This window comes from Nitrospira defluvii (assembly GCF_905220995.1).
GTDB lineage: Bacteria > Nitrospirota > Nitrospiria > Nitrospirales > Nitrospiraceae > Nitrospira_A > Nitrospira_A defluvii_C.
This window is the reverse complement of sequence record NZ_CAJNBJ010000002.1, coordinates 70,491-84,273: the sequence shown is the minus strand read 5'-3', so window position 1 is coordinate 84,273 and position 13,783 is coordinate 70,491. Positions and strand designations below refer to the sequence as shown.

Genomic DNA, 13,783 nt, shown 5'->3' with positions numbered 1-13,783 from the left:
GTTCGGATCTCCCGCATCGAATTGGTGTGACGATGAAACGGGTCCGTGAGAGTGGCTCTCGTTCGTGACGGGCGCGTGTTTCTTGACTAATCAATTATTCTTGATGTATGATGACGCATGATCACGTTACGTAGCAAAAACCTCGAGCAGGCCGCAAACCTCTTTCATGCGCTGTCTGATGGAACGCGCTTGCGCATTCTGCAGCAGCTCCAGGGAGGAGAACATTGCGTCTGTGATCTCACCGATGCATTCCAGACCGGACAATCCCGACTCTCCTTCCATTTGAAAGTCTTGAAGGAGGCGGGGTTGGTGCTCGATCGACGTGACGGGCGCTGGATGTACTACTCGCTGAACCCGGAGGGACTGAACTTGTTAGAAGAGTTTCTGAGGCTACTCAGAACGGTTTCAAAGGCACCCGGGCGGTCGACCTGCTGCGGGTGATTTTTTTTGCTCAAACATATCAATCTGTCTTGATGAAAGGTGATGCCATGAAGGATGAGAAGGTGCTCAAGCAGGTCATTCAGGCCGAATACGGCCAAGCGGCTCGTCGGGCCAAACAGGGGAAAGCCTCCTGCTGTGGATCCGGTAGCATTCTGGAGGACGGCAAGCTCGATCCCATTACCCAAAACCTCTATGACACGGAAGAGACCGTCGGGCTCCCATCCGAAGCCCTGATGGCGTCTTTCGGATGCGGAAACCCGACGGCCTTGGCCACGATACAGCCAGGTGAAACGGTGTTGGATCTCGGATCAGGGGGCGGGATCGACGTGTTCCTATCGGCGCGCAGAGTAGGACCAACCGGCAAGGTGTATGGGCTGGATATGACCGACGACATGCTCGCCTTGGCACGGGAGAATCAACGTAAGGCCGGTGTCACGAATGTGGAATTTCTCAAGGGCGAGATCGAAGACATCCCCCTTCCGGACAATTCGGTGGATCTGATTATCTCGAACTGCGTCATCAATCTCTCCCCGGACAAGTCTCGCGTGTTCAAGGAGGCATTTCGTGTGCTCAAACCCGGTGGGCGGTTAGCTGTATCTGACATTGTGGTCCGTGGTGCCATTCCATCGGAAATCCGTCACAGCGTCGAACTCTGGGCCGGGTGTGTGGCAGGGGCTCTGGACGAAAACGACTATCTGTCCAAATTGACAGCCGCCGGGTTCGAGCACGTGAGCCTTGAACCCACCAGGGTCTACACGGCGGACGACGCCCGGGATTTCATCATCGGGGCGGGGTTGGATGTAGAGGTGGTGGCCAAGGCGGTCGACGGGAAATTTCTCAGTGGATTCATCCGCGCTACAAAGCCGACCGTTGAGACGGCCTGTTGCAGTCCCGGTTGCTGTTCGTGATGTGAGATGGAGCTGGCAACAGAGGGGGGAGCCATGGAGGTAGTGCTTGCTGTGCCGGCTGCCGGTGAACTCAAATGCGTGAATCTGTTCAAGCGGTACCTGACAGTGTGGGTGCGCTCTGTATTGTTGTGGGCGTGCTGGTTGGTCAGCCGCTCCCGGTCTCGCCGACGCGCTTCGTAGGTCGGAGTTCGGGGAAGGCAGTCACATCAATGTGCCGATCGCGATCCTCATGTGGCTGATGATGATTCCCATGATGATGAAGGTGGATTTTCTGGCCGTTCGCAGGGTCGGAGAACGGCCGATGGGCTTGGTCGTCACCCTGTTTGTGAATTGGCTCGTGAAGCCCTTCTCGATAGCCTTTGCTTGCATGAGTGTTCTTCCGCTCTCCCTTTGCTGCCTGGATCACCCCCCATTTGATGTGGAGTAATACATCGCCGGTTGCATTATCCTGGCAGCCGCGCCGTGCACGGCCATGGTCTTCGTCTGGAGCTCTCTCACCGACGGAGATCCGGCTTACACCTTGGTCCAGGTGGCTGTCAACGATCTCCTCATGCTGGTGTTGTTCGTGCCCATCATCGGTTTGTTGGTGAGTGGCACGTCGTCACTGATTGTCCCGTATTCTGTCCTCTGATATTCAGCCTTGGGGTTTATCGTGATTCCGCTGACCATCGGCACGATCGCATGTGTCCTGCTTATTCAGCGACACGAGGAGCGGTGGCTGACCGAAGAGTTTCTCCCGCGTTGTTCTCCCATCGCGATTGCGGCGTTGTTGCTAACCTTGGTGCTAATTTTTGCCTTTCAAGCCGACAACATCCTGGGAAAGGCCTGGCATGTCCTGCTGATCGCCGTGCCGCTCATTTTTGCAAGTCTATCTGAACGCATCGCTCGCCTATGTCGTCATGCTGAATGTGGGAGTGCCCTATTCGGTGGCCGCGCCCGGGGCGCTGATCGGAGCGAGCAACTTCTTTGAATTGGCGGTGGCCACGGCAATTGTGCTGTTCGGGGCGGAGTCCAGTGCCGCGCTGGCGACGGTAGTGGGTGTCCTCGTCGAGGCCCCTGTGATGCTCTCGATCTGTGGATTCTGCAATCGGACACGTCATTGGTTTGCCCGGGAGGTGCAGGCAGGACACAGCGCGTGTTGTTCCTGTGCACCGGAAACTCGGCTCGCAGTCAGATGGCCGAGGCGCTACTCGGCGCGATTGCCGGAAATCACTTCGAAGCTCACAGTGCAGGCACGCATCCGGCCGGGTTGAACCCTGTCACTGTCGAAGCCATGCAGGAAGTAGGTGTTGACGTCAGGCATCATCAATCGAAACATGTGCAGGAGTATTTGGGGCAGTCCTTCGACTCTGTCAATACCGTCTGTGATCGTGCAAAGGAGACGTGCCCGGTCCTGCCTGGTGTAGGAAACATCCGCAACTGGTCGTTCGATGACCCGGCTGCGGCGCCGCCGGAGACCCGGTTGGTGGTCTTTCGGCGGATGCGCGATGAAATCGCCAAATGGATCTGTCGTTTTCTGGTTGAAGAGTGCCAGCTGTCCCTCGCCTCCTTCCGTTGCTATTGCTGCTGAGCAGTTTGGCCCCGGTCTGGCACGAGATGCTGATCATCGTCCCCCCGCTGCGTCCGGCTCGCTGAGAGGTTTCTGCACACAACAACTCCTTGCCTCCGGGGAGCCTGCCGATCCCTTCTGGTCCCTCATGAACAGGTCTCAACAGCGGAGTCCTGGAATCCCGACACGTCTTCTTGTATAAGTGAGGGCGATTGAGTTGTAGTGCCTGACTCAGGCTCTTTGGCTGAATCACGGATGGATACAGAAGGACAGACCAGGAACATCGAGAGAATCGTCGCTTGGGTAGACTTCTCCGAAGTGAGTGACAGATAACGCGCGCCCGTAGCTCAGTCGGATAGAGCATCAGCCTTCTAAGCTGAGGGTCGCTGGTTCGATTCCAGCCGGGCGCACCATAAAATCAATAGGTTGTCCAAATCCACTTGTCTCAGTGGAACCCGCACTCCCGGTTTTACTCCCGGTTGCCGTTTCTGCCTGACTGTCAACGCTCGAAAACAGGCTTCCTTTACTCACTGTCTCCTGCATAAAGCCGGGTGTCAGATGGCTGTACCTCGCCGTCGTTTTGATATCGCGATGTCCTAACAGTTGCTGCACCCCGTAAAGACTCGCGCCGGATAGTACCCGCCGGGTGGCTGCCGTATGCCTCAGGGAATGCCAGCTTGCGCCGACGATTCCGGCTCGCCGTAGCGCTGGGTCAAAGTGCCGGTGGACAAATGAGCGTGCGTCCAGGGGTTTGAGAGGATCTTTTCCGGGAAATACGAAAGGGGACTTCGTGAATGAATCCCACCGGGAAAGTAATGCACATACCCCGTCGGTCAATGGCACATATCGGCTTTTCGAACCTTTGGGCATCGGTAAGTTGAGCACCCGATTATCCATGTCGATCTGCGACCATCGTAGATTAAACTGTTCCGATCGTCGCAACCCCGTTTCAATCGCGAATGCGACCATTTCCCACACTCGCGGCTCCATCAAGTGGCGGAGGCGGTAGATTTCGTCGTCAGTTAGAAACCGGGTTTTGATGGCTTCTGGAAAAAATTTCACGCCGCTGATAGGGTTGCGGTCGATCTTGCCGTCATTCACCGCCAGCGTCAGGACATGCCTGAGATAGGAGAAATATCTATTGATAGTCGGTGGAGCTTTGCGCCTGGTTCCCTTGGCCTTGTCCAAGTCGTAACGTGCTTTCAGTTGTGCCTGAATCCGTCGTAAGTCTTCCGTAGAGATGTCTCGAAGGGTTCGATTCCCCAACAGCAGTGACCAAAACCGGCCATACCGTCGTGAATTGGCGACGCTTCGATTCGAACAACCCTCAAGATGGCGAGCAATCCATGCTCGCAACGTGACCTGTTTTGTCTGCTTATACTTTTCTGGGAAGTAGGTTCCTTCACGCGCCTCGGCCTTGAGTCGGCCATACAGCGCTTTCGCTTGGCTCTTGTTGGTGGCACGGAACCATTTCTCCCGGCCGTTAATGGTGAGCCTTACCCACCACTTCCCGGATCCCGTCGGCTTTTCGACGATGCCTCTATCCTTTCCGTCTTTTCGTGCCACGGTGGCTCTCCTTTCGCTCCCCGGTCTTCTGGGCCTCGCGCCACTTTCTCGCCGCGACTCGGTTTTGGCAGCGCGGCTGACAGTATAGCTGGTCGCGTCTGATCGCTAAATAGATCTTGGCGCATTCCGGACAGCGTCGAATGTAGTCTCCCGACTGGGCCAGGAGGTGTACAAAGCGGTACTCAAACTCCTTGGCCTTGCGTTTCGCGCTCACGAAGATTGTCCCGGCCTCGTCAGAGCCCTCGCCGGGCGAGACCACGACCAGCGTCATCTGCGGAAACGTGAAGGCGGTGTATCCTTCATGCCAATAGAGTTCTAACTGCTCCAGGACTGTGGCCTGAATGTCCAGGGCTTCTTTGCGACTGGGAATCGTCTGGTAATTCTTCGCGTTGGGCACCCCTTCCACGCTCCAGCCACTTTCCGGGGCGACCATCCCGCCGAATCGATCTCCCGTCTCATCGACAAAGGCCGCGACTTCGAACGCCACCAGGGTCCACTCCGTTGGTGTCAGGGCTTCGAGGTTCGTTTGCAGGAAAGTGAGCACCCACCCGACGGCGCCATCCGGCATTGTGCGGATACGTTCAATCGCTTTCTGGTACTCCAGTTGGAAGTCCTGCTCGGCTTTCCCCTGTGCGCTCATGCCTTCCACTCCTTTCTGATACCGAACCCTCTTTGTCTTCCCGATCCCAACACCACTAAAAAAAGTGTCCCGTTGAAGGACCGTCTTGACCGGAATTTGTTTGGCAAGTGTACCTCCTCACTGCTAATGGCTGTCAAGAGTCATCACGCGTAAAAATGAATAAGCGTGACTCTTCACAACCATTGTTTCAAGGAGGTGTCCGATGGTCCCGAGTACAAAATTGATCACCATTCGAGAAGCCGCGAACCGGTTAGGGCTCAAGGAAAGCACAATCAGGAAGTACATCCTGAAGCGGCAGATTGCCTATGTGAAGCCGTCGGTGCGCGCCGTGCGGATTCCCATCGAGGAACTGGAACGGATTCTCTCTGCCGGCCTCAGGCCGGTAATTCCCCAGCCGGAAGGTGCCCGATGAGCCGCTGGAAGGAGTTCCGACGGGAGCCCGTCGCCGGCGAATGGACCAGGAAACAGAAACGGGGCTATCACCGGGTCCGGTCGCTCCTGTGGTTCTGGGAGTGCCACCAGTTCCAAGTCCTGTGGGTCACGCTGTCGACTGCAGAAGGCGGGGATGCGGAGAAGTTGACCTACCATCACAAGCAACTGCGTCAACGGATTGAGCGGCAGCTTGGTTTTCAAGGCTTGGAGTATTACCAGGTCCGGACAGAAGAGGGGCATGGCGTCCTCCACATTTTCTGGGCCTGGCGGGTGCCGGATGGAGAACGGGCTCGTCGCTTCTGGATTTCCCAGGAATGGCTCTCGTCTCAATGGCAGGCCCTCCACGGGGCTCCGGTGGTCTGGATCAAGGCCTATCAGCCTAGTCATCGTTCCCGAAACCGTCTGAGCCGCTACGTCATCAGCCAGTATGTCCAGGATCAATGCGGCTACGTGAACATGTGCTGGTCCTGGAAGCGCTCGCTTGGCTTTCCCATCAGCCGACTGTGGGAAGAGATGCGGCATCAATGGTCCACCAGGAACGCGTATCGCCGGATCAGAGGGGAGATCGAAATACCGCGCCTCGTCTTTATCAAGACCTGGGAGGATCTGCTCTCGGGACACCCCATCTGGTTCAGCGGCACCATTCTGCAACTCGTGCTGGGAAAAGGGCTTGTCTATCAGGAGGTGTGACCATGATCTGGCATCGATGCGATCTGAAGCTGCCGAGTCTCTTTGGTCCAGCCTGTTGCGGACGGGAAGCGACCACCTATGACCGGGCTCGCAAAGCCTGGCTCTGTCCTGAACATACGAAGGAGCGGCTGTGCGAGTTCTGCCAATTCGAACGGGCGTGGGTACGGTTTTGTTATAGGGAGCATGACGTCATATGCGAAATCTGGCTCTGTGTGGACTGTGCGGGGCTTACCCGGCGACGGTGAGGCTTGCCCGATCTAATCAATGTGTCCCTGTCACCCGTCCCCTATCCGCTACGGGTGAGAGGGAACGATGCTCCGTCCTTGCATAAGGCGGCGATGCGTCAGCTTGGCCGCCGTTCTGGGTAAGGTTGGTGTCAAACGGACAGAAGAGAATAGGGATACTGAAACCATGGGGAGATTGGTCACGCAAAGATTTCGCCCAACGAGGCCGCCCGGCCGTTCCGGACCACTGGACCGGACGGCCGGGGGGATCGGGGGCGCAGCCCCCGCTTCACTTGATCTATATGGTCAAAGTAGCATTACGCGGTGCGTGTTTCTATTGCCAGCACTGACGAAGATAGCAATGTGAGGAGTATTACGAACTCCTCTGTCTTGACTGGACAAATGGGCCGGTATAAAAGTCAACGCCTTAGCATTGTAAAGTTATGAACCTTCAATACATCTGGGATAACCGTAAGCCTTTTACGATCGCATGCCTGTTAGGGTGCGCAACGTCATTTTCTATACATTATTTGGTAAAACAATCGGCTATTAGGCAGCTTGTGGCAGTTAAAGATTATCGACTCTGGCTTACGGTGCTGTTAGTTGGCCTGAGCTTTTTGGTGCTGCTATACAAAAGGTCGAGCCATTATTGGGCCCGTTATCGACGAACCAAAGAACTTCAGAATCCTCCGTTACAGTATATTGACATTGCCGCATCGTTACTCGTTGCCTTCTTGACAACAGTCGTAGTGTTGTACTGGAAATCTATACTTTCCCTCTTCTTGGTCAGTGCTTCAGACGAGTTCAGATGGTTCCTAGTGTGCCTTGTAGGCATGGTCGGAATTTGGACAGTTAAACTGTTTCATCCATCCAATGCGGCTTCCTCTACAAGCTTAACCTTGAAGCAAAACCAAAGTGCTGAAATTTTCGATGATCCAATTACCCGCGACGAGGAGGATATCCTAAATAGAGTTGAATTCGTCAACGCACTGACTGACCAAATTGTCGGACTGCCTCTACGCGCACCCTATGTATTCAGTCTCGACGGTGGGTGGGGCGAAGGAAAAACATCCGTTCTCAATTTACTGCAACGCAGACTTCGGCGTAATCCAGACGCTATTCTAGTCTCATTTAATCCTTGGTATGTCTCGACCGACGCCTCACTGGTGAACTCATTTTATTCGGCATTAGAAAGAGCGGTACTCAGGGAATATAGCTGCGTTGGTATACGGCGTACGATTCACCGATACCGAGACTTATTGACGCCAGGGCTTAAATTTCTTGGAGTCGATTTTACGTTCAGCGATGATCCGATCGCGCTTCACAATGAGATAGCAAATTTCATAAATCATACGGGCCGTCGCCTTATTATTATAATTGATGACATAGACAGGCTCCGCTCCAGCCAAGTTGAGGCACTGTTTAAATTGATCGGACTGACAGCGCGTTTCAGAAACACAATTTTTGTCCTATGTTTTGATCATTCAATGATTCATAAACTTCTGAAGGACGCCATAAATGTCGATCCCGCTTATCTAGAGAAGATTATTCAGCAGATTGTCAAACTTCCCGCGGCCGAACAGAAATTGATAGATCGCTTTCTTCTCATGTCGGATTCGCTAGACACTGGGAAGCACAGGTCGGCTATTGACAGACTTTTTGATACGCTAAAAATAGATGACAGCGTCAGGAACAACTTCGATGAGAAAATGGTGGGCTTTTACCAGCCTTCATTTAAGAAACTCTTCACCAATCTTCGTCAAGCCAAACGATATCTGAACAGTTTAAGAGGGTCGTTACCCGCCGTGGTACACGAAGTAAATTTGTTTGACTTTTGTCTTCTAGAGGCGATTCGTGTCAATTGGCCGGCTCTCTACAAAGATATTTGGGTGAACCCCTGGTTTTATGTTCCTGCATGGACAATGGAACTCAAACTGGCTGACCCGTTACCTGGTGGAGCTGATGAGCGTAGTAGGGAAATTGATGAGCATATCAATCTTATTTTGCAAGGTCTCCATCAGGCCGATGTGGCCCGCGTAATACTTGAAGAGTTGTTTTTTGTGCAGATCGAAAGCGGTTTTCATGGCCGGGGGGTAAACCATAGTGGGAGTGCAGCTACCTATAGGAGCGAAAAACGTTTGACCCATCCCGAGTGCTTCCCCAAATACTTTATGTATCGCTCACCCATAGACGACATTCCAGATTCTCTCGTATCGAAGTTCCTCTCCGACTTAAATGCGCTAGACCAGTCAGCTGCCGAAGTATTCGTCGATACGACTTTTTCCAAATATAAAGAAGATGAAAAGCTCACGCAGTTTGTTGGAAAAATAGCCATTTTTTCTCAGCTTTTAAATCAAGAGCGTCTTCAGGCTGTTGTTCGTGGGCTTTACCGAACCGCTCCATTACTTGATCGACGGAACTTAGAGGTGTGGAGAACGGAGTATGCTAGGGCCGAACGATTAATTTTACGTCTTATTAATGATCGTGCGAAGGATGATGACTTGAGACTACTGCTTGAAGATGTAGTCGGCAATTCCGATTTAGCCTTAGCTGCCCTAATAACATATTCATGTCATAGAGCAGCACAAGTCTCAATGTTCAACATTGCGGAAAGGGCCAATCTGGGTCATCTGCGAACGATTATCACCGAACGCCTTGCAGCGTATCTTATTGAAGGCGGAAGAGACATTTTTGACGTAATGCCTGCGGATGCGAATTTTGTGCTGAGTGAATGGGGGAGTGATTGGAGGACATGCAATGGAAACAGTAAGGCTCTAGTCGAGTCTTATGTTCTTAAACTCTCCCAGAAGACGCCAAGAAGAGTAATAGATATCTTAAGCGGCTTCGTTCGGCATTTCGCCGGATTTGATTCGCCCGGCACGTTCGATTTTCCGCATTTCGAAAAAGTGCATGACCCCAAAATTTTTATGGAGCTAGTGCTTCAAATGAAGGGCACTGTTCCCATGACGGAAAAGGACCAAAAGGTGGTTTTGTTGTACGAAGAGACCTACAAGAAATGGCTTCAAAAACAATCAGGAGAGTGATGAAATATCGTATGGATGAAGGTGCTGAGATACTGCTGCCTTCAATCGATCTACCATTCGGAGAGAAAGCAGCTTCAGGCGTTAGCAAGAAAGGTCAATAGGAAGAAAGCGCCGGTAAGAGAAAATTGTGATCCGGTTCTGCGTCCCACTCGCCAAAGCCTTATTGACGGATGGCATTTTCAAGCTCCAGTATCCCCTCCATTTCAAAGGCAGTGATAAAATCACCGTGGCAAACCTTTGAGGCAAGATATTCATCTTCAAGCATGCGAGTAACCACCACGGCAGAATGGTTCACAGAATCAATAGCTGCAAAATCTGCAAAGTGCTTATTAGCCAGTAGCAGCGATGGAGGTACATCAAAAATAACGTCAAACTTTGCTTCTGCCCCTTTTAGTCCTGCGTCTCCCTCTGAAAATTTTAGATTACACTTCACACTCTTGTTCGATGGTCGGAAGCATTCGAAGTGGATGGGTGCGGGTTGAAGGCGTTTTATTGGAGCGTCCGGTGACGTGAGATAGCCTGCGGACGTCTCACAATGTTTCATTATGAGGTAGAAGTCTGGCTGGCCTTCCGCTGCATAGATATGGCCAGAGATGGCTGAACCGACCAGGAAAATTGCCATACCCCAAAACCAGGTTCTATACGGTCTGAAGAGAGGATCCATGTGCTTCCTACATTGAAAGCGTCGTAAAAATCGTTGTGAAATGAGAGGGGAATCTATCAGAACCCACTCCCGATTTCACTCCCGGTTCGCTCCCAGTTTTGCTCCCGATTGCCAGTCAAACCTAATCCTACTTAGTCCCACCTGCAAGGAAGATTTTCGCTTGGTTTAGCATTCGTTTAGGCGATACAATCACACTGAATCTTTATTAATATCATTGGCTTCTGGTGGGTCTTCTAAGCTGAGGGTCGTTGGTTCGATTCCAACCGGGCGCACCATCTTCTATCCCGTTCCTGACATGGCGTTGTTTGCGCGGAACCGAATTGTTCTCATCCTGCTCTGCGGCTGCCTGGCGTTCTACGCGCTGCTGGGTTTTGTCATCGCGCCCTATGTGGTGCAGACCTATGTGATTCCCGCCTTGTCCGAGCGATTGCGGCATCCCGTCCTGCTCGGCGATGTTCGCATCAATCCCTTCACCTTTTCCGTCACGTTGAAGGGCTTCGAGATTCAGGAGCCGGACCGGACGCCGATGGTCGGCTTTCAGGAACTGTTCGTGGATTTCGAGGGGACTTCCCTCGTGAGTTCCGCCTACACGTTCGACGAGATTCGTCTGACGCTCCCGTTCGGGCTCATGCATCTGCGGACGGACGGCACGTTGAACCTGCTCGGTCTGGCCCCTCCGGCGTCCGAACAGCCGCCTCAACCGGTCGCGCCCGAAGCGAAGACGCAGAAGACGCCTCTTCCTCCGGTGGAGATTCGCCTGCTCAGTATTCAACGGGGAGTGATTGAATATCGGGATGATACGAAACAGCAGCCCATCACGATCGATGTCGTGCCGATTGAAATTACGTTGCGCAATTTCGGGACGCGGCGTGGGGGCGAGAACGCCTATGCCTTCTCGGCGGAGTTTGGTGAGGGCGAAGTCCTGGCTTGGGAGGGGACGCTTCACCTCGATCCGCTGGAATCGGATGGTCATGTCTCACTGTCGCATGTCGACCTCACGACGTTCTGGCCCAGCCTTCGGGACCGATTTCGATTCGACATCCTGAGCGGGACGTTTCTTGTCGACGGACGCTACCATTTCGACACTCACCAAGCTCCGGTCAATCTCCAAATCAACGATGCCAAGATTGAATTGGCCGATTTCCGGTTGGCTGCGGCAGGGAGTCGGGATCCGGTGATCACGCTGCCCTCTGTGGGGGTGCACGGTATCCGCTTGGACCTTCCTCAACGGGTATTGGGGATTGGCGGAGTCGTTCTTAGCGGTGCGGACGTTCGTGCCTGGTTGGCCGAGGATGGCGTGGTCAATTTCAAGCCGCTGTTTGCTCCGGTGCCTGCGCCGGAGAAGGCGTCAGGACCAACGGAGCCACCCGCTCCCGCCGCTGCGGGGCCCCCATGGACCGTCGACGTGCAGGCTGTCGAAGTCGATAAGTCACAGGTGGAGTTTGAAGATCGGACCCTCGCCACGCCCGCGCAAGTGACCATCGAAAATCTGCAGGTGACCGCGAAGGATCTGCACGTGCCGTTCCGAGGGTCGATTCCGGTGACGGCCGGTTTCACCCTCAATCAGCAAGGAACATTCGACAGCCGGGGGACTCTGCAACTTGACCCTCTGCAGGCGTCGCTCTCGCTCAAATTGGCGCATATCGGCCTGCGGCCGTTCCAACCTTACCTGGATCGCACCATGCAGGTGGACATCACCGATGGTGAAGTAGAACTGGACGGTGAGGTGACCTATCGAAGCCGGCCCGAGTCTGAACCGATGTTGCGCTACGTGGGCCAGGTGGGGGTGAACAAGTTGCATGTGGCTGAGCGGGTGTCGGGGAAAGAATTTCTGGGATGGACCGCCTTCGGATTGCAGAAGGTGGAGCTGGACCTCTCACCGACCAAGGTCAAGATCGGCGAAATCGCACTTCGCGATCCGGCGGTTCGGCTGGTTACCGGGAAGGACGGCTCGCTGAACCTCTCGAAGCTGATGCGCAAGACGGAACCGCAGGCAGCAGAGTCGACCCCGCCGCCGGCGGCTCGCGAATCGCCCGGTAAGAAGACGGCCCCCACGCCGGTGGATATCGATGTGGTGCGGTTGTCCAAATTGTCGGCGACCTTCATCGACGAATCGATCGACCCGGTCGTGGCGACAGGCATTACTGATCTGAGCGGCACCATCAAAGGCTTGTCTTCCAAGCAGGTGGCCAAGGCTCAGGTGGTGTTGGCCGGTGAAGTCGACGAAGTGGCGCCGATCAAGATTCAAGGCCAGATCAATCCCTTGAGTGAAGACGCGTACACCCATCTGACGTTTCTGTTCCAGGGGGTAGATCTCACGGCGGTCTCGCCCTATGCGGGGAAATATGTCGGCTATCCCATCACCAAGGGGAAACTGTCGCTCGACCTCATGTACCAAGTCTCGAAGAAGCAGCTGGTGGGGGAAAATAAGGTGCTGGTGGACCAGCTGACCTTCGGGGAAAAAACCGATAGCCCGGATGCGACGAGTCTGCCGGTGCGCCTGGCCGTAGGATTGCTCAAAGACCGGCGGGGCCTGATTGATATCGACTTGCCGGTGCGCGGGGACTTGAACGAACCTGATTTCCGCTATGGCCGAGTGGTGCTCAATGCGTTGGTCAATCTGATTACGAAAGTGGCCACCTCGCCGTTTTCGGCGCTGGGTGGGCTCGTGGGCGGCGGAGGAGAAGACTTACAGTTCATCGAATTTGCCGCCGGGATCGAGGAGGTGGGAGAAGCGGAGCAGCGGAAGATCGACTCAATCGCCAACGCGCTTCAGGAGCGACCGGCGTTGCGGGTGGATGTGATTGGGACTGCCGATCCCGCTCGTGATCGTGACGCGCTGGCGATGCAGAAAATTTCCGCCGATGTGCAGCGACGATTTACGCAGGGGGGAACAAAAAATCTCCAAGCGGTCCTCTCGCCCTCTCGCGAGTTCGAACTGCTCAGCGATCTCTATGCGGAGAAGCTGGGCAAGCAGCCTATGAAGAAGGAAGAGCTGCCGGGAGGGAAATCCGTGGAGCGAGTGCTGACAGCCGACGAACTGCGGCAACAGTTGGTGCCGGCCATGGGGGTGGAGGAGTCGGAGTTGCGACTGTTGGCGCAAGGCCGTGCCAAAGCCATTCGCGAGCGCTTGATCGAACAGGGCGGTTTGCCGGAGGATCGGGTCTTTCTGGTAGAAGTGGAACTGGCCCAGTCGGAAGGGAAGCCGATCAGAGCCCACCTCAATTTGACAGGCAATTAGTGGAACGATTCAGGCTAGGACTTTGGCTGATAGCGCATCCGCGTACCGTGAAGCAGCGAGAGCTCAATTTCGCTCGCGCTCAGTTCCGGGGGAAAATAGGCGCCGGAGATCTTGGCCGCATTGATGCTGGCGCCTTCGAGGTTCGCTTTGCGGAAATCGATGCCGCGGAGATCGGCCTGCCGGAAGTAACAGTCAGTGAAGTCCAGTCCATCGACGTCCAGACCGCGTAAATCCAGCCCGCGCAGATCACAACGGGTCAGGTCTACCTTCTCACCGGAGGCCCGTTTGACGTTGAATTCCTTGATGCACCCCTCGCGGAGCAACCGGTACATGGCATCGTTTGAGATTCGTAGTCCAGACGCGGGTGGTGGTGAGTGATCCATG

At 54.4% G+C, this 13,783-nt stretch carries 12 protein-coding genes, 1 tRNA gene and 1 pseudogene; 10 read left to right on the top strand and 4 right to left on the bottom strand.

Features of this window, described 5'->3' with window-relative positions:
• The first annotated feature begins 117 nt into the window (after positions 1 to 117).
• The 5 genes and pseudogenes from KJA79_RS07755 to KJA79_RS07725 all read left to right on the top strand — a co-directional run bounded on the left by KJA79_RS07755 (position 118) and on the right by KJA79_RS07725 (position 3,311).
• The gene (locus tag KJA79_RS07755) at positions 118 to 441 is read left to right on the top strand and encodes an ArsR/SmtB family transcription factor (RefSeq protein WP_213041464.1); all 324 of its coding nucleotides are present in this window, start codon (positions 118 to 120) and stop codon (positions 439 to 441) included.
• Positions 442 to 473: 32 nt separating this feature from the next.
• The gene (locus tag KJA79_RS07750) at positions 474 to 1,349 is read left to right on the top strand and encodes an arsenite methyltransferase (RefSeq protein ID WP_425518103.1); all 876 of its coding nucleotides are present in this window, start codon (positions 474 to 476) and stop codon (positions 1,347 to 1,349) included.
• 229 nt (positions 1,350 to 1,578) lie between these two features.
• A pseudogene (locus KJA79_RS22795) lies at positions 1,579 to 2,319 on the top strand (arsenic resistance protein).
• A 165-nt stretch (positions 2,320 to 2,484) separates the two neighbouring features.
• The gene (locus KJA79_RS07730) at positions 2,485 to 2,919 is read left to right on the top strand and encodes an arsenate reductase ArsC (protein ID WP_246507515.1); all 435 of its coding nucleotides are present in this window, start codon (positions 2,485 to 2,487) and stop codon (positions 2,917 to 2,919) included.
• A 315-nt stretch (positions 2,920 to 3,234) separates the two neighbouring features.
• Positions 3,235 to 3,311 (top strand) — tRNA-Arg (locus tag KJA79_RS07725).
• Here KJA79_RS07725 and KJA79_RS23305 read toward each other — a convergent pair.
• Together KJA79_RS23305 and KJA79_RS07715 are read right to left on the bottom strand one after the other, a co-directional pair.
• Positions 3,262 to 3,960 carry a tyrosine-type recombinase/integrase gene (locus KJA79_RS23305; RefSeq protein WP_425518106.1) on the bottom strand — a complete coding sequence of 233 codons (699 nt, stop codon included), beginning with the start codon at positions 3,958 to 3,960 and terminating at the stop codon, positions 3,262 to 3,264. The genes KJA79_RS07725 and KJA79_RS23305 overlap by 50 nt on opposite strands.
• Positions 3,961 to 4,438: 478 nt before the next feature.
• Complete coding sequence (locus tag KJA79_RS07715; RefSeq protein ID WP_213041460.1) at positions 4,439 to 5,104, bottom strand: hypothetical protein; 666 nt, start codon at positions 5,102 to 5,104, stop codon at positions 4,439 to 4,441.
• Between the two features lie 202 nt (positions 5,105 to 5,306).
• On the opposite strand from KJA79_RS07715, the gene KJA79_RS07710 reads away from it, so the two are divergent.
• The 4 genes from KJA79_RS07710 (at position 5,307) to KJA79_RS07695 (ending at position 9,494) form a co-directional block, all read left to right on the top strand.
• On the top strand, positions 5,307 to 5,516 hold the full coding sequence (locus KJA79_RS07710) for a helix-turn-helix transcriptional regulator (protein WP_213041459.1): 210 nt from the start codon (positions 5,307 to 5,309) through the stop codon (positions 5,514 to 5,516).
• Positions 5,513 to 6,226 carry a hypothetical protein gene (locus KJA79_RS07705; protein WP_213041458.1) on the top strand — a complete coding sequence of 238 codons (714 nt, stop codon included), beginning with the start codon at positions 5,513 to 5,515 and terminating at the stop codon, positions 6,224 to 6,226. The genes KJA79_RS07710 and KJA79_RS07705 overlap by 4 nt, the downstream gene beginning before the upstream one ends.
• Before the next feature lie 2 nt (positions 6,227 to 6,228).
• Positions 6,229 to 6,471 carry a hypothetical protein gene (locus KJA79_RS07700; RefSeq protein WP_213041457.1) on the top strand — a complete coding sequence of 81 codons (243 nt, stop codon included), beginning with the start codon at positions 6,229 to 6,231 and terminating at the stop codon, positions 6,469 to 6,471.
• A gap of 539 nt (positions 6,472 to 7,010) precedes the next feature.
• Positions 7,011 to 9,494, top strand: a complete 2,484-nt coding sequence (locus tag KJA79_RS07695; protein ID WP_213041456.1) for a P-loop NTPase fold protein — start codon at positions 7,011 to 7,013, stop codon at positions 9,492 to 9,494.
• Between the two features lie 160 nt (positions 9,495 to 9,654).
• On the opposite strand, the gene KJA79_RS07690 is transcribed toward KJA79_RS07695, so the two are convergent.
• On the bottom strand, positions 9,655 to 10,158 hold the full coding sequence (locus KJA79_RS07690; protein WP_213041455.1) for a hypothetical protein: 504 nt from the start codon (positions 10,156 to 10,158) through the stop codon (positions 9,655 to 9,657).
• Between the two features lie 295 nt (positions 10,159 to 10,453).
• Between KJA79_RS07690 and KJA79_RS07685 the strand changes: the two genes are divergently transcribed.
• Complete coding sequence (locus tag KJA79_RS07685) at positions 10,454 to 13,399, top strand: DUF748 domain-containing protein (RefSeq protein WP_213041454.1); 2,946 nt, start codon at positions 10,454 to 10,456, stop codon at positions 13,397 to 13,399.
• A 14-nt stretch (positions 13,400 to 13,413) separates the two neighbouring features.
• Here KJA79_RS07685 and KJA79_RS07680 read toward each other — a convergent pair whose 3' ends face one another.
• Complete coding sequence (locus KJA79_RS07680) at positions 13,414 to 13,782, bottom strand: pentapeptide repeat-containing protein (RefSeq protein WP_213041453.1); 369 nt, start codon at positions 13,780 to 13,782, stop codon at positions 13,414 to 13,416.
• Between the last annotated feature and the right edge of the window lies 1 nt (position 13,783).